At 68.0% G+C, this 19,732-nt stretch carries 18 protein-coding genes; 5 read left to right on the top strand and 13 right to left on the bottom strand.

Annotation, left to right across the window (positions count from 1 at the left end; translation table 11 throughout):
* Nucleotides 1-7: 7 nt before the first annotated feature.
* The 7 genes from NET02_RS11110 to NET02_RS11080 form a co-directional block, all read right to left on the bottom strand.
* Nucleotides 8-2,623: a YfhO family protein gene (locus NET02_RS11110; RefSeq protein WP_284057485.1), complete on the bottom strand. Its 2,616-nt coding sequence runs from the start codon at nucleotides 2,621-2,623 to the stop codon at nucleotides 8-10.
* A gap of 261 nt (nucleotides 2,624-2,884) precedes the next feature.
* Nucleotides 2,885-3,220 (bottom strand): rhodanese-like domain-containing protein, encoded by a 336-nt coding sequence (locus tag NET02_RS11105; RefSeq protein WP_284057484.1) that lies wholly within the window; start codon nucleotides 3,218-3,220, stop codon nucleotides 2,885-2,887.
* A 31-nt stretch (nucleotides 3,221-3,251) separates the two neighbouring features.
* Nucleotides 3,252-4,649, bottom strand: coding sequence for an MBL fold metallo-hydrolase (locus NET02_RS11100; protein WP_284057483.1), 1,398 nt, complete (start codon nucleotides 4,647-4,649; stop codon nucleotides 3,252-3,254).
* Between the two features lie 2 nt (nucleotides 4,650-4,651).
* Nucleotides 4,652-5,059: a DUF302 domain-containing protein gene (locus NET02_RS11095; protein ID WP_284057482.1), complete on the bottom strand. Its 408-nt coding sequence runs from the start codon at nucleotides 5,057-5,059 to the stop codon at nucleotides 4,652-4,654.
* A 73-nt stretch (nucleotides 5,060-5,132) separates the two neighbouring features.
* Nucleotides 5,133-5,336 carry an FmdB family zinc ribbon protein gene (locus NET02_RS11090; RefSeq protein WP_284057481.1) on the bottom strand — a complete coding sequence of 68 codons (204 nt, stop codon included), beginning with the start codon at nucleotides 5,334-5,336 and terminating at the stop codon, nucleotides 5,133-5,135.
* Nucleotides 5,337-5,345: 9 nt separating this feature from the next.
* Nucleotides 5,346-5,687 (bottom strand): ArsR/SmtB family transcription factor, encoded by a 342-nt coding sequence (locus NET02_RS11085; RefSeq protein ID WP_284057480.1) that lies wholly within the window; start codon nucleotides 5,685-5,687, stop codon nucleotides 5,346-5,348.
* A gap of 239 nt (nucleotides 5,688-5,926) precedes the next feature.
* A complete protein-coding gene (locus tag NET02_RS11080) occupies nucleotides 5,927-6,385 on the bottom strand; it encodes an HIT family protein (protein WP_284057479.1) in 459 nt (152 codons plus the stop codon).
* 224 nt (nucleotides 6,386-6,609) lie between these two features.
* On the opposite strand from NET02_RS11080, the gene pdxH reads away from it, so the two are divergent.
* Nucleotides 6,610-7,248: a pyridoxamine 5'-phosphate oxidase gene (gene pdxH, locus NET02_RS11075; protein ID WP_284057478.1), complete on the top strand. Its 639-nt coding sequence runs from the start codon at nucleotides 6,610-6,612 to the stop codon at nucleotides 7,246-7,248.
* A 77-nt stretch (nucleotides 7,249-7,325) separates the two neighbouring features.
* Here pdxH and NET02_RS11070 read toward each other — a convergent pair whose 3' ends face one another.
* Complete coding sequence (locus NET02_RS11070; RefSeq protein WP_284057477.1) at nucleotides 7,326-7,841, bottom strand: hypothetical protein; 516 nt, start codon at nucleotides 7,839-7,841, stop codon at nucleotides 7,326-7,328.
* A gap of 369 nt (nucleotides 7,842-8,210) precedes the next feature.
* Here NET02_RS11070 and NET02_RS11065 point away from each other — a divergent pair, with 369 nt between their 5' ends.
* Entirely contained in the window at nucleotides 8,211-9,566 is a 1,356-nt protein-coding gene (locus NET02_RS11065; RefSeq protein ID WP_284057476.1) for an MFS transporter, read from the top strand.
* 68 nt (nucleotides 9,567-9,634) lie between these two features.
* Here NET02_RS11065 and NET02_RS11060 read toward each other — a convergent pair whose 3' ends face one another.
* Entirely contained in the window at nucleotides 9,635-9,817 is a 183-nt protein-coding gene (locus NET02_RS11060; protein WP_284057475.1) for a hypothetical protein, read from the bottom strand.
* A 154-nt stretch (nucleotides 9,818-9,971) separates the two neighbouring features.
* Here NET02_RS11060 and NET02_RS11055 point away from each other — a divergent pair, with 154 nt between their 5' ends.
* Complete coding sequence (locus tag NET02_RS11055) at nucleotides 9,972-11,462, top strand: AI-2E family transporter (protein WP_284057514.1); 1,491 nt, start codon at nucleotides 9,972-9,974, stop codon at nucleotides 11,460-11,462.
* The gene (locus NET02_RS11050; RefSeq protein WP_284057474.1) at nucleotides 11,443-12,918 is read left to right on the top strand and encodes an aldehyde dehydrogenase family protein; all 1,476 of its coding nucleotides are present in this window, start codon (nucleotides 11,443-11,445) and stop codon (nucleotides 12,916-12,918) included. Before NET02_RS11055 ends, NET02_RS11050 begins: the two co-directional genes overlap by 20 nt.
* A 72-nt stretch (nucleotides 12,919-12,990) precedes the next feature.
* Here NET02_RS11050 and NET02_RS11045 read toward each other — a convergent pair whose 3' ends face one another.
* The 3 genes from NET02_RS11045 to NET02_RS11035 are packed head-to-tail and all read right to left on the bottom strand — an operon-like array spanning nucleotide 12,991 to nucleotide 15,946.
* Complete coding sequence (locus tag NET02_RS11045; RefSeq protein ID WP_284057473.1) at nucleotides 12,991-14,091, bottom strand: ABC transporter substrate-binding protein; 1,101 nt, start codon at nucleotides 14,089-14,091, stop codon at nucleotides 12,991-12,993.
* Entirely contained in the window at nucleotides 14,049-14,894 is an 846-nt protein-coding gene (locus NET02_RS11040; RefSeq protein WP_284057472.1) for an ABC transporter ATP-binding protein, read from the bottom strand. Before NET02_RS11040 ends, NET02_RS11045 begins: the two co-directional genes overlap by 43 nt.
* The gene (locus NET02_RS11035) at nucleotides 14,891-15,946 is read right to left on the bottom strand and encodes a FecCD family ABC transporter permease (protein ID WP_284057471.1); all 1,056 of its coding nucleotides are present in this window, start codon (nucleotides 15,944-15,946) and stop codon (nucleotides 14,891-14,893) included. The genes NET02_RS11040 and NET02_RS11035 overlap by 4 nt, the downstream gene beginning before the upstream one ends.
* A gap of 383 nt (nucleotides 15,947-16,329) precedes the next feature.
* Between NET02_RS11035 and NET02_RS11030 the strand changes: the two genes are divergently transcribed.
* Entirely contained in the window at nucleotides 16,330-18,573 is a 2,244-nt protein-coding gene (locus NET02_RS11030; protein WP_284057470.1) for a UvrD-helicase domain-containing protein, read from the top strand.
* A 24-nt stretch (nucleotides 18,574-18,597) separates the two neighbouring features.
* On the opposite strand, the gene gmd is transcribed toward NET02_RS11030, so the two are convergent.
* Nucleotides 18,598-19,620: a GDP-mannose 4,6-dehydratase gene (gmd, locus tag NET02_RS11025; protein ID WP_284057469.1), complete on the bottom strand. Its 1,023-nt coding sequence runs from the start codon at nucleotides 19,618-19,620 to the stop codon at nucleotides 18,598-18,600.
* Nucleotides 19,621-19,732: the final 112 nt, after the last annotated feature.

Raw genomic sequence — 19,732 nt, 5'->3', positions numbered from 1 at the left:
CGGCACCTCAGCCGTCGACTCCGGAGTCAGGTGCGGATGACCGGCCTCGTCGCCGGCCGAGTCCCAGCACCACCAGTCCAGTTACCACCAGCAATGCCAGCGCCGACACCAGCGAGCCCAGGCGTAGCGTCGTCGGGGCGAAGCGGAGTTCGACTTCATGCTCACCGGCCGGCACCCATACCGCCCGGAAGGCATGGTTTGCCCGGTAGAGTCGAGCCGGCGCGCCGTCGACTGACGCTTCCCAGCCCGGGTAGAACGTGTCGGCGAGCACGACGAAGGCCGGCTCTGCCAGACTGGCCCGGATCACCACCCGCGTGTTCTCGTAGCGCAGGATCTCGGCGCTCCCGGCCGGCCCGCTTCCCTGCGAACCAGGCCTCCCAATCGGCGGGATCGGTACCCCTTCGTCCAGCACCACCACGTCGCGCAGGGCTCCGGCGTGCTCCCGCAAGTAGGGGATCTGCTCTGCTTCAGGCAGGGGGATAGCCTGGGACGCGACCCACACTCGCGGCCCAACTGAGCGGTTCTCGTAGATCCAGGGTGCTCCCTGGTGCACCAGCGAGAACTTGCCTGGGTGGGCCCCGGGGGAGACCTCCTCGATGGGACCCGGCGTCAGCAGGTAGCGCACGTTCAGCAGGTCGAACAGCGGTGAGTTCGGGTCCGCGGTGGCCGCGTCGAACAGCTCGCGGTAGTAGGTGGGCCAGAGCACGCTGTAGCCCCAGGCGCTGTCCAGTCTCCAGAGCAGCGGGCCGTTCTCCCAGATCGACCCAGCTTGCTTCGGCAGGATGCGGAACCGCTCAGGGAGGGCACTCCGCTGCGCCTCGAGCAGGAGCCGCACCGTCGGCGCCGAGGGGTCTCCTGCCCAGTCGAGCCCGATGTACGAGTCAGGTCGCATCCGGTGATGCTTGTAGGTCGCGCTGGCAGTGGCCGTACCCAGGTCGAACGCCGCGATGCCGACCAGGAGCACGAGCAGCAGGCTGAGCGGCAGGTGCCAGTGGACGCGCGCCAGCATGGCCGAGTAGGCCGCCAGCAACACCAGACCGGCTAGGACAACGCCATCCACGATCCCCTGCATGACCTGCTGGCCCGGGCCACCGGCCGAGCGGGCCAGCAGGAACGCCCCCAGAACGAGGAGCCCGAGCGCGAGCAGCAGCGCCCCTCGCAGCCAGCGGAGGAGCATCCCGCTGCTCCCGCCGCCCGCTGGCTCGCGCTCGAGCGCCTTCACGCCGTAGGCGGCGAGCAGCGCCAGCGCCAGATGCAGGAGCGCGACGTAGTTGGCAGGCCGCCGCACCCGATCCACGCCCGGCAGGAGGTCGTAGGCGACCCGGTAGACCCAGGTGTGCTCCCCGAAGGCGAGCACGAGTGCCAGCAATGCCCCCACAGCCAGCAGGGCAGTCGCGCGCCGGTCCTCCGGCCTGGCACGGGCGACCCCCAGCGCGGCCAGGAACAGCGGCAGGAGCCCGGCGTACAGGTTGGTCTCGGCCGGATCGCCCGAGCCCCAGTACGGCGCCGGGCCGTCGGTGGCGAAGAAGTTCGGCAGCGCCATCGTCACGAGCCAGTGCGGCTGGATCGACGAGACGACCGCCTCCTCGTAGGGAAAGTTCGCCCGCTCGGTGTGGGCACCGAGTTCCCAGGAGGGCAGGAGCTGGACCATGGCCAGCCCGGCCCCCAGCGCGACGACGGCCAGGCCGACCAAGAGGTTACCCCCCATCGCCCGCAGCACGGCGAGCCGAAGCGGGCTTTTCCAGGCGGGCACGGACGGCCGCCGGGTTCCATCCGCGCCCGCGGTCGGGCACAGGCTGCCCACGGGCTCGGTCGCCTGGGTGACGTCGCCGTGGCTCCGGTCAGCACCCTCCGGCACCTCCAGGGCCGGCCCTGCCTCTGATCGCCGACGCCAGGTAGCCAGCAGCGTGAGCCCGAGCAGCAGGTAGCCGATCTGGAGCATCGTCAGGGCGTGACCGGCCAGCGCCATCATCCCGAAGGCGAGCGCCGCCAGGCCGATCCAGAACAGGCTTCGCTCGCGTAGTGCCCGCCGGAAGGCGAGCACGATCCATGGCAGCCAGCTCAGCCCGGCCAGCGCGCTCAGATGGGGGAGGTGCATGGCGAAGAAAGCGCCGAAGGCGTAGGTGAGCGCGGCTAGGACTGCCCCAGCGCGCGAACCAGTCAGCGAGCGTGCCAGCAGGTAGGTACCGGCTGCTGCCCAGAGGACATGCAGCGCAGCCAGCCACTCGAGATAGAGATATGGCAGCAGCACCTCACGCCAGGCCAGCGCGTGCATCGCCAGTGCCGGCGGGTAGAACAGCATCGTCAGCGGATCGGCTGTCAGCGGGTAACCACCGAGGATGTGCGGTGTCCACCAGGGCGCCTGGCCGGCCACGAGCGAGCGATGGACGAAGGCCTGGAACATATAGTGCTGCTCGATGATGTCGTAGGGGATCAGGTACTCCTGCCGGACCAGGAGCGGCCAGAAGTAGAGCAGCCAGAAGCCGGCCAGGAAGCCCAGGTCGAGGACTGTGGGCACGTGGCGCCGGAGCCGGCTCAGCGCCGGCCATAGCCGGCTGCTCCGCCGCGGCGAGGCGGCGGGTCGCTGTCCGGACATGCTGCGGTCGAGGAGCGGCTTCGCCATCGTCCTTCAGCCACGCTCACGCGGAGGGCTCGTGACGATGCTGGCTAGCGTGTAGAGCAGATCTGATCTGGGGCAGTGCAACGTGTGGCCGGCCATCGTTTCCACTCCCACTGGCTGGAGTGCTTCGGCTCAGCCACGATTCTCACACATGACGCGCGGCCGGCTCAATCGCGGGGAGGAACGACTGCGCGCCCCTGCAATAGCATAGCTTTTCCGCCCTCGGACGTTCGGGTGCCGGCGGTGCGCCTGCGCTCGGGCGGTTCAGACGAGCGGCAGGCGCTGCCGAGTCCAGGCGATCAGCCCACCGCTCAGGTTGTAGACCTGGCGGAATCCGGCCTGCTGGAGCAGCACTGTCGCCCGAGCACTGCGGTTGCCGCTGCGACAGACCAGAATCAGCTCCCGCTCGACGTCGAGTTCGTGCAGGCGCGAGCCTAGCTCACCGAGCGGGACGTGAACCGCACCCGGAATGTGGCCGGCTTTCCACTCCTCGGGCTCCCGGACATCGACGATCAACGAGCCGGCCTGCTGCCGCCGCCGCGCTTCCTCCGGCGTGACCTCGGGAACCGGCTGCCGGGCGAAAAGTCGACGTAAGATCATGGCTGGCGACTCGCTCTCTCCCTGGCGATCGTTAACGGGCCAACGCTGGCTCTGGAGTCACCGGCAAGCCGGCTGCCCGCCAGGCGGTCATCCCGCCGGAGACGTTGAACAGCCGCTCCCAGCCGCGAGCCTGGAGAAGACTGGCCGCGATCGCGCTGCGCGTGCCGCTGCCGCAGATGACCGCTACCGGTCGGCCAGGCTCGATCGGTGGATTGTCGCGGGCTAGCTGATAGAAGGGGAGGTGGACGGCACCCGCGATGTGCCCGGCAGCCCACTCGGACTCCTCGCGTACATCGAGCACCTGGAGCGATGGCTCACGACTCATCCGCTCCCACAGCTCTCGCACGGTCAGCACCGGCAGGCTAACGTAGGCATACCCCTGCTTCTCCCACGCGTCCATGCCTCCGGCCAGGTACCCGGCTACCCGGTCGTAGCCGATGACTGCGAGGGCCTGCACCGCCTGCTCTGCCTCAGCGTCGGACGCCGTGACCAGGATGAGTGGTACCTCGGCCGCCACCACCAGCCCGACGCGGTTCTGGAACTGCCCACCGCGCAGCGGCACCGACACCGCTCCCGGGATGTGGCCGGCCGCGAACTCGGCCGGAGAGCGTACGTCGAGCACCGTCGCGCCGCCCTGATCGATGACGTCGCGCACGGCTTCCGGCGAGAGCGGCCTCGCTTCCGGTATTCGCGGCGGCTCGGCGCCCCGGTTGAGCTCCACGATGCGCGCCATGTTCGGTGGCCGCTCCGGCAGCCCCTCGGTCATATGGCGAATGAACGATTCGCGGTCGAGGATATTGAGGGCGGGGTTGTACCGCCGCTCGAAGCCGAGCGTCGTTCCCGTCATCCGGTTATCGACTCGACCGCAGAGCGACCCCGAGACATGACCGGGATAGACCAGAGTTCCCTCGGGCAGCGAAAGAAGGCGCTGGTGCAGGCTCTCATAGAGGGTGCTGGCTCCCTCCCGACCGTCGATCGCCAGATCCGGCCGCGCCACATCGCCGATGAAGAGCGAGTCGCCGGTCAGCAGAATCCAGGGGTCCGGGCCGCGCGACCGGTCGATCACCGCGATGACGATGTGCTCGGGACGGTGCCCTGGGGTATGGATCACGCGCAGCACGACCTCGCCCAGCGCCAGCTCGTCGCCGTCCGTCAGGGGCAGGTGGGGATACGCTGCCCTGGCCAACTCATGGATCGCGATCGCCGCGCCAGTGCGCTCGGCGAGCAGGTGATGTCCAGAGACGTGGTCTGCGTGGTTGTGGGTCTCGATGATGTAGCGGATGCGCAGGCCTTCGCGGTCGGCGAGGTCCAGAATCTCGTCGACCATGTCGAGCCGCGGGTCGACGACGGCAGCCTCCCCGGCCTGGGTCGAGCCGACCAGGTAGGCCGCACAACCGATGTCATCCCGGAGGATCTGTTGAAAGAACATGGTTAGGACTCCGTTCGCGCGCGGGCCAGCGAGCCGAGTGCCCGCTGCAACCGCGCCTTCGCCTCCGTGGCTAACTCGTCCAGGGCCGGATTCCCGCTTACCGACAGCATCGCCTGCGGGTCAGCGATACCGATCCAGCTACCGCCTTCGACTTCCCGCACGACGACGTTGCAGGGTAGGAGCAGCCCGATTTCTCGCTCCCGGTCGAGCGCCTGGTGCGCGAGCTGCGGGTTGCAGGCGCCCAGGATCAGATAGCGCTCCATCTCCTTTCCCAGCTTTTCCCGCAGCGTCCGCTGGACGTCGATCTCGGCGAGGACACCGAACCCCTCGGCTTTCAGCGCCTCCTGCACCTGCTCGACTGCTCGGTCAAAAGGAAGGTCGATACTCGTTCCGAAGCCATACGTCACCATCCCTGTTACCTCCGTTCACAGGCGTTCTGGCGTGCTACCACGCTGCAGGCACACGGCCCGCTCAGCCGATGGCTCAGCCGAAGTTGCTCCCCGGCGCGCAGGCGATCCCACTGCCGGTCGCCCGATCGAACCCGCGGGCGGCGAAGGTCGAGAACTGCTTCCGCGTCTCTGTCGCCCCGCAGCGGGGACACCGAATCGCCTCGTCCGGTTCGGTACGGCGAACGAGCTTCTCGAATCGCTCTCCGCACTCTTCGCAGCGGTACTCGTAGATCGGCATGCCTCTAGCCTACTCCCCCTGAGCGACCTCAGCTAACGCATGCTGTCGCCGCAGCCGGTCGACCAGCATCTCCCGGGTGATGCGGCAGGCTTCGAGGATCCGCGGATCGGCCAGCGAGTAGTGCATCTCGGTACCCATCCGCTCGGCTACGACGATCCCGCGCTGTCGCATCACCGCGAGGTGCTGGCTGATCTTGGCCTGGCGCTGACCGGTTGCCCGGACCAGTGCCTTGACCGGCCGCGGCCCCTCGCTGAGCAGTTCGAGCAGTTCCAGCCGCGTCGGATCCGCCAGCGTCTGGCAGAGCTCTGCTTGTAGCCGGTACAGCTCGCGCTTGCGCTCGAGATCGATCAACTCCGTAACTCCATCCGTATATTCGAATTCTTGAATGCCATTCTAGCAGCGCTTTGATTCCCGGTCAAGCCCCGAGCGGTATTCCAGCGTGGCCGGCCTCTTGCCAGGTAGTGCTCGTCGTGGCGGCTGGCCGTCGGCGCCAGGAGCGGGCAGCTTCTTGCGTCGCGGGATCAGGAGAGCACGGGCGCTCGCCGTCACTCGGATCGATCCAGCCGGCAGGACGAGCCGGTCATGCCCCTCTAATCTCTTCCGGCCAGCGCTCGCTCCACCGCGAGGCGGATGGCGTCGCGCGTGCGCGCCATCTCCGCCTCGCTCGCATACCTTTGGCGAGGCCAGAAGAAGCCCCGCAATCCATCGCCCTTGCGGCGCGGCACGACATGGACGTGCAGGTGGGGCACGCTCTGGCTGACGCGGTTGTTGACCGCGATGAAGGTGCCGTCGGCACCCATCGCATCAGGCACCGCCGCGGCCAAGAGCTGGACGCTCTGGAAGAGTGGCCCGACCAGCGCGGCCGGTAGGTCGGGCAGTGTCTCATAGTGGCCTCGGGGGACGACTAGGCAGTGCCCGGGGAAGAGCGGCCGGTGATCGAGGAAGGCACAGGTCTGCTCGTCCTCGTAGACTACGTAGGCCGGAATTTCTCCGCTCGCGATGCGACAGAAGGGGCATTCCTGCACCTGTGGCAGCTCGTCGGGATGCACCGCGGCTAGCTCCTCGACGCTCCCTGATCCGACGCGCTTCCGGTCTCGCTGGCAACGAGGCATCCGGGCCACCAGCGCGCAGTATGCATGCTCCCGAGGCCAGGGCCAACCCGCGCCCGCGCCGGACCGACTGGCCCGCCACGCGCAAGCAGCCGCGCTATGCTTAGCGGCTGGCCGGGTTGGGAGATCAGCCGGCGCGGGCTAAGAGAGAGGGGGATAGGCGGATGACCCAGGTTCCAGTGCGGCAGGCGAGCACGGACAGGCCGCTGCGGCGGCACGATCTCGACCCCGATCCCCTGCGGCAATTCGCGCGCTGGCTCGCCGAGGCCGAGGAGGCGGACATCCGCTATGCCAACGCTATGGCCGTCGCCACGGCTGCTCCCGACGGCACGCCATCGGTTCGCATGGTCCTGCTCCGCGGCTTCGACGAGCGGGGCTTCGTCTTCTACACCAACTACGAGAGCCAGAAGGGGCGAGAGCTCGCCGCCAATCCGAGGGCTGCGCTGCTGTTCTACTGGGACCCCCTGGAGCGGCAGGTGCGCATCAGCGGTCGCGTGCTGAAGGTCTCCAGTGAGGAGTCGGACGCGTACTTCCGCTCGCGTCCGTACGGCTCGCAGCTCAGCGCCTGGGCTTCGCGGCAGAGCGAGCCGGTCGCCTGCCGCAACGAGTTGGAGGCCCGCCACGCGGAGCTGGCGACCCAGTTCCCGGAGGGCCACGTGCCGAGGCCCCCCTTCTGGGGCGGCTACCGCGTCGTGCCGGAACAGTACGAGTTCTGGCAGGGGCGTCGCAACCGTCTGCACGACCGCTTCCGGTACACTCGCCAGCCAGATGGCTCCTGGTTGATCGAGCGCCTGCAGCCGTGAACGCTCGCTTCGCGTCCTGCTCGGAGCCGGTCGTTCGCCGGTTCGAGTCGATCCGCCTGCCAGGCGGAAGGTCGCGTTCAGGAGAGCTCGTCGAGGATAGAGGGCTCGTCTATATCGGGGGCGAGCACGGCCCGCGCTAGGGCGAGCACCTCTCGCCAGCAGCGTTCGGGCTCTACCGGCCGGAGCTGGCTCTCGGCGAGCAGCGTCTCCCCTTGCCACAGTTCCCAGCGGGTCTGAGCGCCTTCGAGAAGGACTTTGGCTAGCACTTCTTGTTCGCCGTGGCCGAGCAGCATAGCGCGCCAGAGTCGAACCTCGGCTGCCAACCCGGATTCGCTCCCGACCACCACCCGCCAGGTTCCGCTGCTGCTTACCAGCAACTCGGCACCGGTCAGGATCGGGTAGACGCCGGGGCGCACGGTCGCAATGGCCAACACCCAGCCTTCCCGGCACAACGCCACCGCCTCTTCGGGCTCTAGGGCTAGGATCGACTCGCGCATGCCTCCAGCGCCGGACGACTCGGCGACCACCACGTCCGCCCAGCGACTCGGAACCCGCCCTAGGTGGCGGATCCGGTAGAGCTGCGTCTCGGCCATCGCGCTGGCTACCCCCTTCTCGCGCAAAACACCGCCCGCCAGCGAGCGCACAGCCACTGGCAGGCGGTGATCCGGCTACCCTACAATCACCGATGCCAACGGGGCGCCGTCCCGCTGGCCACGCCCCGGGCAGCGGCCGCTGCGCCGGGGCACGAATTGTGCCGAGATACTAGCAGCACTTGACGGAAAGTGTCAAGTCTGCTCAGCTTGTGATCCGCCTGACCCTCTCTGTCTGAGAGCGGAAGTATCCAAAAGGTCTCCCTCTGTCTCGTTGGTCCTCAGCCCGCCACCTCGTTGCCTGCCGCGGTTGATCGTGTACGATCGGGGGGTAGCGGGCGATCGTTCCTGTCTCGATCGAGGACGGCATCGATGGAACTGCAAGCGCGGCGCACGCGGCGCGAGCGCTTCCGTTACCGGCATAACTTCACCTTCGGCGTGGCGAATGGGGCGCTGCTCCTCCTGGGCGATACGTTCATTCATCCCACACTGGTATTGGTTGTTTTTGTCAGCCAGCTCACCACCTCGAACCTGCTTATCGGCCTGGTGCCGGCGCTCAGCGTGGGGCTCTGGTTCCTACCACAGTTCCTGGCGGCGGCGCTGGTTCAGGGGCGGCGACGCCAGCTTCCCTGGGCGGTCTGGGCCAGTATCGTTCGCGCTGCGGCTGTGGGCGTGCTGGGGGCCGCAACCGCAGTGATCGGCGAGGGCAACCCTGCGCTCCTGCTGACGGTCTTCGTCCTGGCCTACGCCTGCTACAACCTGGCCGCGGGCTTCGCCTTCGTGCCCCTGGTCGAGCTGAGCGCGAGAGTCATTCCGGGTGACCGGCGCGGCCTCTTCTTCAGCCAGCGCAACTTCTGGGGAGGGGTGCTCGCCTTCCTGGCCGGCTTCCTGATCAACCGCGCGCTGACCGACTCGGCCGCACCGCTGGGCTCCACGTTCGGCGCGCTCTTCTTCGGCTCGTTCGCAGTCCTCAGCCTGGCCGCGTATACCACGGCGCAGATGTCCGAGCTCCCGCTCCGCCGCCCTGTGCGACGCCCGCCGATTCTCTTCTGGATCCAGCAGGTGCCTGAGCTGCTCGGCCAGCCTCCGCTCCAGCGGTTCCTGGTCTACCGCATGCTCCTCGCGCTGGGTACCATCGCCGACCCGTTCTTCGTGGTCTATGCCCAGGAAGTGCTCGGTGCCCCACCAGCTATCGCTGGCCTCTACCTCTCGGCGATGGCGATTGCTCGCTTTGCTTCTAACCTCTTCTGGGGTCGCCTCGCTGACCGCTGGGGTAACCGGGTTGCGTTGCAGTCGGCGGCGCTCATTCGCCTCTTGATGCCGCTCCTCGCTCTGGCGCTACCGCCGCTCTTGAGCTGGGACATGCTGGCCGCCCGGATCCCTGGCGGTGATTCGTCGATCCACTACGCGTACAGCCTGGTGTTCGTCGCCTATGGCATCGCGTTGAGCGGGCAAACGCTCGCCAATCTGACCTATGCGCTGGAACTGGCCGGGCCAGACGCGCGGCCGGCATTCGTGGGTCTGATCAACACGATGCTCGGCCTAGTCTCGTTCATCCCGTTGATCGGCGGGAGCCTGGTCGACCGGTTCGGATTCGAGTTCGTCTTCCTGGTGGCGCTCCTGATCGCGCTCGCCTCCGTGCTGGCTAGCGGGCTGCTGCCACAGACCCGTGGGGCGCCGGGGCTCTACCGCCTGGCGACCGGTTGGCGCCGATCCCGCGCCCGCTAGGCGGCGTTCGGCGCGGCTAGGTAGCGCGACGTGTCCTGGATCCAGCGCTCGCCCCGGTCCAGATCTCCTCAATCGCAGGCTCGCTGCTCGGTGAAGCAGACCAGGCCCGCGGCGAGGCCGCTCACGAGGGCCAGCGGCAGCGCGCGGCCCATCGCCGCCAAAGGGCTGAGCTCGAACCCGAGCGCCAGGAGCGCCGTCACCGCGTTGACAATTCCCCAGGTCACCATCGTCGCAGCGAGCGCGCGTGTCATCCGGGAGCCTCCTCGAACAGGTGTGCCGAACATCTGTACGTACACATCATAGAACACCTGTTCGCCGGTGTCAAGCGGAGTCGAAACGGGTGTTCGAGACTGGTGCATGGTAGAATCGCCCCAGCAGTCACGCGCCGGGAGAAGTGCGTTGTCTATGCACCCGCTCGATCGTATCCGCCAGTCGCGCGAGCTCCTGATCCTGAGCGCGCTCGGCCTGCTTCTCTTGGGTTACATCCTGATCCACATCAGCCACATTCTCTCCCCCTTCGTGGTGGCGGCGATCTTCGCGTACGTGCTCCATCCGGTGGTCGGCTGGCTGGAGCGGCGGACGGGCCTGCCCCGGGCTCTGGTCATTGCTGTTCTCTACGTCTTTCTGATCGGCTTTCTGGTCATCGTCGGGTTTCTCGTCATCCCGGCGTTGATCGACCAGGTGCAGGCGCTGGTCAATCTGCTCCCGGCAGTGATCGAATCGGCCGAGCAGCAGCTCCAGCAGCGCCCCCAGATCCGGATCGGGGACATCGTGGTCGATACCGAGGCCCTGCTGAAGCGGCTCGATGTGGCGGCCCAGGCGCTCGCCGAGCGGTTCAGCCGCGAGGCGGTACCGCTGCTCCTGACCACCGTAGAGGTGCTGATCAAGACGTTCGTGTTCCTGGTCGCCAGCTTCTACTTCCTGCTGCAGGGCGGCTCGCTGGTCGCTCGCATCCGATCCCTGGCACCGAGGCGCTACCAGCGAGCGATCGGCCGGATCCTGAGCCAGGTGAACCTGACCTTCGGTGCCTACGTGCGAGCGCAGTTCATTCTCTTCCTGATCATGGCCAGCGCGACCTATGTTGCGCTCACCGTGCTGCAAGTGAAGTACGCGCTGGCGCTTGGGATCGCTACCGGCTTGCTGGAACTGATCCCGTTCATCGGGCCGTGGACGGCAGGGACGATCGCGGTCATCGTGGCGCTGGCTCAGGGGTCGGCGCCCTTCGGCTGGTCGCCGCTGCAGCTCGCGCTGGTGGTGGCGCTGGTCTACTTCACGCTACGGATGCTGGAAGATCACTTCGTTATTCCCCAGCTCGTCGGCCATTTCGTGCGCCTGCACCCGGTCGTCGTGATCTTCGGCGTGCTGGCCGGCGCCAGCATTGCTGGCATCCTAGGGCTCTTGCTGGCGGTGCCGATCCTGGCCGCCTTGAAGATCGTGCTCATGTCAGTCGTCGAGGAGCTACGCCACCCGCGGCCGCGCGAGGTCATCTTGCTCCGGGGACGGGATGCGCTGGACAATCTCGCCGGGCGGCTCGCCGACCCGTCGCGGCGTGACATCGTCTTGCTGATCGAGCCGGGGGCGCTGACCTGGGATGATCTCCCGCGGATCCAGGCCGTGCAGCAGATCGCCAGCGAGCATGACGTCCAGCTCCAGGTCGTCACTCCCGATCCAGTCGCTGCTAGTATCGCCACCGCGGTCGGGCTGCCGCTGGTGACTAGAGCCCCAGTGGAGTGGCGGCAAGAAGCGACCATAGTGCCCGACGCGCGCTCGGCGCAGCGGCCGGTGGAGCAGGGGGTGCAGCCGCGGGCAGGTGTGGAGAGCGGCGGGGACGCGTGGCCTGTGGGCCCGCCGGTGCAGGTGGAGAGGGAGGTTCGGCATGGCGGTGATCGGGACTGAGCGGCGCTTCCGGAACTACATCGGCGGCGAGTGGGTGGAGCCGTCCGGTGGCGAGGCCCGGCCGGACGAGAACCCGGCCGATACGCGCGAGATTCTGGGCCTCTTCCCGCGCTCATCGGAGTCCGACGTCGACCGGGCGGTGCAGGCGGCGGCCGAGGCGTTCAAGACCTGGCGGCGCACCTCAGGCCCCCAGCGCGCGGCGATCCTGCACAAGGCGGCCAACATCCTGGAGGCGCGGGCCCAGGAGGTAGGCGAGGCCCTGACCCGTGAGGAGGGCAAGACCATCGGCGAAGGGGTGGGCGAGGTGCTGCGCGGCGTCCAAATCCTCCGCTTCTTCGCCGGTGAGCCGCTGCGCCCCTTCGGTGAGGTCTACTCAGCGACCAATCCGGAGACGTTTCTCTGGGCCGAGCGGGTGCCGCTCGGCGTGGTCGGCGTGATCACCCCCTGGAACTTCCCGGTGGCGATCCCGCTCTGGAAGCTGGCGCCGTGCCTGGCCTACGGCAACACCGCCGTCTTCAAGCCGGCCGAGCTGACGCCGCTGACGGCTCACCTGATCACGGAGGTCTTCATCGAGGCCGGGCTGCCACCCGGCGTGCTGAACCTGGTGCACGGCCCCGGCTCAGTCGTCGGCGAGGCGATCGCCCGCCACCCGAAGGTGAACGCCATCACCTTCACTGGCTCGAACGCGGTCGGCCGGCATCTCTACCAGATCGCCAGCGAGCGCGGAGCCAAGGTACAGCTCGAGCTGGGTGGCAAGAACCCGCTGATCGTCGCCGAGGATGCTGACCTGAACCTAGCCGTGGAGCTGGCAACCTCGGGCGCCTTCCGCTCCACCGGGCAGAAGTGCACGGCCACTTCCCGCGCGATCGTCGTCGAGCCGGTGCTGCGCGAGTTCACCGAGAAGCTGGTCGAGCGGGCCCGCTCGCTCAAGGTGGGGCCGGGGATCGACCCGAGCACGTACATGGGGCCGCTGGTGTCGGAGGAGCGGCGGCAGGGGGTGTTGCAGTACATCGAGATCGGCAAGCAGGAAGGCGCGAGGCTGTTGACCGGCGGCGAGCCGCTTTCAGGTGGCGAGTACGCCTACGGCTACTACGTGGCCCCGACCGTCTTCGCCGAAGTGGAGCCGGGGATGCGGATCGCGCAGGAGGAGATCTTCGGCCCGGTGGTCGGAGTGATCCGGGCGCGCTCGCTGGAGGAAGCGATCGAGATCGCCAACGGGGTGGGCTACGGGCTGAGTGCCTCGCTCGTGACCCGGGACATCCGCAAGGCGTTCGACTTCATCCGATCGATCGAGGCCGGCGTTGTCCACGTGAACTCGGAGACGGCCGGCGCTGAGCCGCACGTGCCCTTCGGCGGGATGAAAGGCTCCAGCTCCTACTCCCGCGAGCAGGGCCGCGCGGCCATGGAGTTCTTTACTCAGATCAAGACGATCTATCTCGACATGCCACCGGCCTAGGCCGAACGTGCCCGCGTGCAGGGTAGGATGCCTGACGAGCGGCGGCGCATGTGTGTGTGCCGCCGCTCGCTCCTACATCCCGCTGGCCAGGATCTCGGCGATCTGCTCGTCGGTCAGCTCCACGCCGTAGAACTGGGCGTAGAAGCGGCGCGCCTCCTCAGCGAGGTCGAGATCGGCGAAACGATCCGGATAGAAGGTCTTCGCGGCCCAGAGCACGGTCAACGGCTGCTCGCTCGTGCGGTGTGCCCAGAGGTGCGCGCCGGTCGGCGTCACGTGGATGCGGCCGGACTGCACGGCCTGGAGCGAGGCGAACCGCGGGTCGCTGCGCAGCGCCTCGGCATCCTCCTTCGTCCGAACGACGATCACGTCCGGATCCCAGGCGAGCACCTGCTCGAGCGTGACCGAGACGCTCTCGCCGACGTGGATCGCCTTGGTGACGCTGACTCCGCCGGCGGCCTCGATCCACCACTCGGTAATCAGGTGCGTGTTCGCCATCGTCTGGGGGTCGAGGTAGAGCACCGTGACGCGTTCCTCTAACGGGATATCCGCGACCCGCTGGCTCACCCGCTCGACGGTCTCGTCGAAGTAGGCGACGTATGCCTCCGCCCGCTCGGTTTCCCCGAACACCTCGCCGAGCAGCCGGATCACCTGCCGGATATCCTCCGGCTCTCGCCAGGCGAGAAAGATGACCGGCAACCCGCGCTCCTCGAGTGGCGGGATCACCACCTGCTGCATGGTGAGGATGACGTCCGGGTCGGCACGCAAGATCTCTTCGATATTGGGCGTGTAGTCCGGGCCCTCCATGATCGGCGACTCAGCGATCCGGGGGCCGAAGACGAAGTGGTACTCGTACCGCTCGCGGTCGTAGCGCGGGAGCAGGCCGGTGACGATCTTGTCACCGTGTCCCATGGCAAAGACGAAGCTGTTGACGACCGGCAGCGAGCCGATGGTCACCACGCGCTCGATCCTGGCCGGCACCGTGACCTGCCGGCCAGCGAAGTCGGTCACCACCCGCGTCTGCGCCGCGGTACCCGTTGCCCCGGCTTCTGGAGCTGGCGCTGGCGGCGTGCCGCTCGTCGTCTGCGACAGGCAACCCGCCGTCGCTAGGAGAGTGACGATGGCCAGACCGATCAGCGCTCGCCGGTACCGGAAGGCTCTCGCCTGGAAGACCACGGCAACTCCTCTCGTCCTAACAGGGGAATGCAGACCTTCGCCGCGCGCTCCGCGCTGGCGTCGAGCGTGACGGTAGCTACCTGAACCGGCAAGGAGTAGAGCGCACTGAGGCGCGCGCTGGTGAGCACGTCCTCTGGCGACCCGAACGCCTGGATCTGCCCATCCTTGAGCAGGGCCACGTGCGTGCAGGCAAGGAAGGCATGGTCGGGGACGTGTGTGGTGATCACCACGCCGTAGCCGTCGCGGGCAAGGCCCGCGACGATCTCGAGCACCCGTGCCTGGTTGCCGAAATCGAGATTTGCCGTCGGCTCGTCGAGCAGTAGGTATGGCGACTGTTGGGCCAGGGCGCGGGCGATGAGCGCAAGCTGCCGCTCGCCACCGCTCACCTCGTTGAGCGCGCGCCCGGCGAGGTGCGCGATACCGACGCGCTCCAGGGCATGCCAGGCCAGCTCGTGATCGCGCCGGGTCGGCGTGCCGAGCGGTTTCAGGTGCGGCGTGCGTCCCATCAAGACCACGTCGAAGACGGTGAACGGGAAGACGAGGGTGGTCGTTTGCGGGACGTAAGCGATGCGTCGGGCCACCTCCGCGCGCGGCAGGGCGCGCAGGTCTTTCCCATCCAGAGAGATCGTCCCCCGGTACGACCGATGGATGCCCAGCAGGCAGCGGAGCAACGTGGTCTTGCCTGATCCGTTCGGGCCGAGGATCGCGACGGTCTCCCCGGGGCCAACCCGGAGAGAGACGCCGTTCAGTACCCGGCCGCGCTGCGGATAGTCGAACTCGAGCGTCTGGACAGCAAGAGTCATACCCACCCCTGGCGCGCCCGCGCGAGCAGGGCGATGAAGAACGGTGCCCCGACCAGTGCGGTGAGGATACCCAGCGGGATCTCGGCGCTCGTCGCGCTGCGGGCGATGGTGTCGATGGCGATCAGGAAGGAGCCGCCCAGCAGGAAGGAGGCTGGGAGGAGTGCCGGAGCGTTCGGCCCGACGACGGCACGCGCCAGGTGGGGTACCACCAGCCCGACCCAGCCGATGATGCCGCTGAGGCTCACCGCGGCCGCGGTCATCAGCGTCGCGCAGAGGACGACGACCAGCCGGGTGCGGACGAGGTCGATTCCCAGCGCTGTCGCCTCCTCGTCGCCGAGCGACAGGACGTTGATCCGCCAGCGGAGCGCAAGGAGGACGAGGAGACCGAGCGAGACCGGCACCAGTACCAGCAGATCGCGCGTGGTGGCCTTCCCGAGCCCACCCATGAGCCAGAAGGTAATGGCCGGCAAGGTCGTCAGGGGATCCGCGAGATACTGCGTGATCGAGATCAGGGCCTGAAAGAAGGCGGAGATCACCACTCCGGCCAGGATCAAGACCACCAGTGACCCGTTGCCTAGCGAGCGCGCGATGACATAGGCAACGGCGACTGCGAGCAGGCCGAAGGTAAAGGCAGACGTCTGCACGGCGACCCAGGGCAAGCCGAGGAGCAAGGCCAAGGCCGCGCCGAACCCGGCGCCTGAGGTGACGCCGAGCAGGCCAGGCGAGGCGAGCGGGTTCTTGAAGAGGCTCTGGTAGGCCGCGCCTGACACGGCCAGTGCCCCGCCGACGATCGCCCCCGCGGCCACGCGCGGGACTCGGACGTCCAGCACGACTGTCGTCATCGTGTCGGGCGTGGCCGGCGTCGTTGGGAGAAGTGCCGAGGCCAGGATGCCCAGCACGACCGAGGGGCTGATCGGGTACCGACCGATGAGCAAGGAGACAAACCCCACTGCGAGGAGCAGCGCGAGCAGCGCCATCAGGCGGGGGACGGCGCTCGATCCAGCCTGTGGTCTCGTCCTCGCGGCCGCGTGTGCCAGCGGCTGATCGCTCACCGCGGTCGAAGCGACCCTGAGGCGTGTGTCATTCCCGGCACGTCTCGTGCGCTCGCCTGCGCCCCGCATACGCCCTCCACCGACGGGACACTGTACCGTATCGGTCGCTCGCTGGCTACGCGCGTCCCGGAAGACAGGAGGGAGCGAATAGAAGATCGTCTACGGGCCCGGAGATGCCTTCTCGTCGCAGCGGGTCCGCACCTGCTCTGGCATGGCCGCAGCGTCCGCATAACTCCGGTCTGTTGGTACAGGTAAAGAGGCGAGGTTCTGAGCGTCCGTACATCTTGACAGGCCAGTAGGCTCGCCCCGAGACTGAGCTCACCGGTTATCGAACTGAACCCCGGCAGAGGAACCGCTTTCCGCTCGGTCTGGGGAGGTCGGCGATGTGCGAACGCTACCAGTTACGCTTTACGCACACGTTTCTCCGCCAGGTGCTCTCGTTGCCCGCCACGACGCAGCAGCAGATCGAGCGCAGGACACGCGAGCTCCAGGAGAACCCGCATTCAGATGGGTCGCACAAGCAGCGACTCGAGCGTTACCCCGACGTGTACCGGCTCAAGGTCAACAAGTACCGAGTCTTCTATCGCATCCGGGACTGCGGCGTGGATCTCCTCGCGGTCGAGCACCGCAAGGACGCCTATCGGCAAGAGCAGCTTCCCGAGAGCGCCGACTACATCGTCGTACTCGAAGATCCGGACAGCGAGGAGTTGGCCACCCGGCTCACCACCGGAGACGGGGCGGAGCAGACGAACGCGCCTGCGACCTCGACCGAGGGCACGGCTGACGGCGTGAGCGAGCACGCATCCACCGAGTCTCGACCGCTGGCGCGTCCCATCAGCCCGGAACTGCTGCAACGGCTGCGGATCGAGAGCGTACACTGGCCGGCCCTGCTGGAGTGCGCGACGGAAGATGGGTTTCTCAGGGTGTTGGGTACGATCCCTGAACGACAAGCGCAGCGCCTGCTGGATGCGGTCTGTGGTCAGCCGCTCGACCCGCTGCTCGACGAGTCGACCTACGTCGTCGGCGAGGGCGAGACGCTCGAGGGGCTGATCGCCGGGCGAGGGCGGCTCCGGCTCGATCTCGACCCGCAGCAACTCCAGGTGCTCGAGCAGATCCGGAGCCAGTCCGGGCCATTCATCGTGACCGGCGGGCCCGGAACCGGGAAGACCGTCGTCGCTTTGTACGCGGCCGGCGTGCTGCTCGAGCGGCTGCGGGCCGACGGCGTGCGCGAGCCTCGCCTCCTGTACGTCACCTATACGCGGACGCTCGCGTCTACGGCGCACCGGATCCTGCGCGAGCTACTGGAGACTCGCGACTGGCTCTCGGTCTCCGTCGTGACGCTCGATCAAGAAGTGCAGCGGCTCTGGGGGGCAGGCCAGCCAGGATTCATCGAGCAAGGGACACTGCGCCAGCTCATCCGCCGGGCACGTCATGAGGCCTTCACGCGCCTGTTGAGTCCCGACCCTCGAGAAGACCAGCGGCTCGCCCAGAGCCTGCGAGGGCCGACCGACCTGTACCTGATCGACGAGATCGAGGAGGTCATCGTCGGGCGCGGCCTGCGCTCCCTCGACGAGTACCTGGCTGCCGACCGCACCGGCCGGCGCCTGCCGCTCAACGAGACCCAGCGCCGGGCCATCTGGCGAGTCTACGAACACCTGAGCGACTTGCTCCTCCAGGAGGACGTGCTCCTCTCTAGCCAGCGGCGCCTGCACGCGCTCGACCTCGTCGTCGCCGACCCGGCAGTGGAGCGCTACGACGCCGTCATCGCGGACGAGGTGCAGGACTTCGACCTCGTCGGGCTGCGGCTGCTAGCGGCGCTGTGCCGCGACCGGCGCTTCCTGGTGCTCGTCGGGGACAGTGGCCAGTCGCTCTACCAGCGGACATTCCGCTGGAAGCTGGTCGAGCAGGAACTCGGCGACGTCGTCCGTCTCCGACTCACGACCGGCCACCGCTGCCCGCCGGAGATCGTCCAAGCAGCCAGGGCCTACCTGGCCTACGTTCCGGGCAGCGAGGCCGACGGCGACCTGGTGGAGGCCCATCGCAAGCGGGCTGGCAAGGCCGGGCCGCTGCGCATCCTCGTCGAGGAGTGGGGTGCCCGGATCCCGCTCCCGCACGACCAGATGACCACGGTACCGGCCTGGTCGTTCCCGCTCATCGAGGCGCTCCGAGAGCAGCGCGAGTCGCTTCGGGTTCCCGCCAGCCGCTGCGCGGTGCTGGCCCCGACGAACGAGTTCGCGGCCGACGTGTCCTCGGTCTTGCACCTGCACGGCGAATCGAACGAGCTGGTCACGCATGGCCGCGCCGTGACGAGCGCGAACTCGGTGAAAGTCCTGACCTGGCACAACGCGAAAGGGCTGGAGTTCGACCTGGTCGTCGTACTGCTGCCGGACTGGGAGCCGCCCCCGGTAAGCTGGAGCCAGGTCCCGGCTGAAGAGGTTCGAGAGAGCGTCGAGGCCTGGCGCCGGGTACCGTACGTCGCGATGAGCCGGGCCACGCGTTCGCTCGTGGTTGTCTGCCCGGCCGCTGGCACGTCGCCACTCCTCGACGGCTTCTCGGACGAGCTGTGGGAGTCCCGTCGCTGGTCTGCCGGGCCAGCGGTTTCGGGCAGGGTCGACCTGCCGTTCTGACGAGGCCGGTGTCCGCGGCGCGAGCTAGCTGGCTGCCGGTCGGTCGGAAGCGCACGGTGGGCTCCCGACCATCCCCGGGGGCGCGCCGTCGCCCCGGAGGAAGCGCAAGTCGGCATCGACCATCCGCTCGATCATCTCCTCGAAGCTGACCGTCGGCTCCCAGCCGAGCACCGCGCGCGCCTTGCTCGCGTCACCGACGAGCAGGTCGACCTCGGCGGGCCGGATCAGCAGCGGATCGACGACCACGTAGTCGCGCCAGTCGAGCCCGACGCAGCCGAAGGCGATCTCGCAGAGCCGCCGCACCGAGTGGGTGCGCCCGGTGGCGATCACGAAGTCGTCTGGCTGGTCTTGCTGGAGCATCAGCCACATGGCGCGCACGTAGTCGGGGGCATAGCCCCAGTCGCGCTGGGCGTCGAGGTTACCCAGCCGCAGCTCCCGGGCCAACCCCAGCTTGATCTTGGCTACCCCGTGCGTCACTTTGCGGGTGACGAACTCCAGCCCGCGTCGCTCCGATTCGTGGTTGAACAGGATGCCGGAGACGGCGAAGAGATCGTAGCTCTCCCGGTAGTTGACCGTGATCCAGTGGCCGTAGACCTTGCTGACGCCGTACGGCGAGCGCGGGTAGAACGGCGTCGTCTCGCGCTGCGGCACCTCGCGCACCTTGCCGAACATCTCCGACGAGCTGGCCTGGTAGAACTTGGCGTCCGGCTTGACGAGCCGGATCGCCTCCAGCATCCGGGTAACGCCCAGGGCCGTGAACTCGCCGGTCAACACCGGTTGCTGCCAGGAGGTGGGCACGAAAGACTGGGCGGCCAGGTTGTAGACCTCGTCCGGCTGGTACTGCTTGACGATCTCGATCAGCGAGAGCTGGTCGAGCAGGTCACCCTGCACCAGCTCGATCCTGTCCAGCAGGTGCGCGATGCGCCCGACGGTCTCCGTACTGCTCCGCCGCTGCATCCCTACTACGCGGTAGCCCTGCTCGAGTAGGAACTCCGCGAGGTAGGAGCCGTCCTGCCCGGTGATGCCGGTGATCAGCGCTGTCTTCATCCCCGCCCCTGTACTCTCACTGTGCTTCGCCCCCGGCTGCCGAGCGGTCGTGCCTCCTGCCTTCGCCGTGCCGGTATCATCCGTGTCCAGGTCGCATCACCAGTCGATCGCC

The organism is Thermalbibacter longus (assembly GCF_023806485.1).
Classification (GTDB): Bacteria; Chloroflexota; Chloroflexia; order Thermomicrobiales; family Thermomicrobiaceae; genus Thermalbibacter; species Thermalbibacter longus.
The sequence above is the reverse complement of the archived record's forward strand: the minus strand, read 5'-3'. Positions and strand labels throughout refer to the sequence as shown.

Coding starts and splice junctions, on each gene's coding strand:
- NET02_RS11070 (WP_284057477.1), bottom strand. CDS start 7,841: ATGGCCGAGACGCAGCTCTACCGGATCCGCCACCTAGGGCGGGTTCCG.
- NET02_RS11030 (WP_284057470.1), top strand. CDS start 16,330: ATGTGCGAACGCTACCAGTTACGCTTTACGCACACGTTTCTCCGCCAG.
- pdxH (WP_284057478.1), top strand. CDS start 6,610: ATGACCCAGGTTCCAGTGCGGCAGGCGAGCACGGACAGGCCGCTGCGG.
- NET02_RS11060 (WP_284057475.1), bottom strand. CDS start 9,817: ATGACACGCGCGCTCGCTGCGACGATGGTGACCTGGGGAATTGTCAAC.
- NET02_RS11065 (WP_284057476.1), top strand. CDS start 8,211: ATGGAACTGCAAGCGCGGCGCACGCGGCGCGAGCGCTTCCGTTACCGG.
- gmd (WP_284057469.1), bottom strand. CDS start 19,620: ATGAAGACAGCGCTGATCACCGGCATCACCGGGCAGGACGGCTCCTAC.
- NET02_RS11040 (WP_284057472.1), bottom strand. CDS start 14,894: ATGACTCTTGCTGTCCAGACGCTCGAGTTCGACTATCCGCAGCGCGGC.
- NET02_RS11055 (WP_284057514.1), top strand. CDS start 9,972: ATGCACCCGCTCGATCGTATCCGCCAGTCGCGCGAGCTCCTGATCCTG.
- NET02_RS11105 (WP_284057484.1), bottom strand. CDS start 3,220: ATGATCTTACGTCGACTTTTCGCCCGGCAGCCGGTTCCCGAGGTCACG.
- NET02_RS11110 (WP_284057485.1), bottom strand. CDS start 2,623: ATGGCGAAGCCGCTCCTCGACCGCAGCATGTCCGGACAGCGACCCGCC.
- NET02_RS11100 (WP_284057483.1), bottom strand. CDS start 4,649: ATGTTCTTTCAACAGATCCTCCGGGATGACATCGGTTGTGCGGCCTAC.
- NET02_RS11050 (WP_284057474.1), top strand. CDS start 11,443: ATGGCGGTGATCGGGACTGAGCGGCGCTTCCGGAACTACATCGGCGGC.
- NET02_RS11090 (WP_284057481.1), bottom strand. CDS start 5,336: ATGCCGATCTACGAGTACCGCTGCGAAGAGTGCGGAGAGCGATTCGAG.
- NET02_RS11095 (WP_284057482.1), bottom strand. CDS start 5,059: ATGGTGACGTATGGCTTCGGAACGAGTATCGACCTTCCTTTTGACCGA.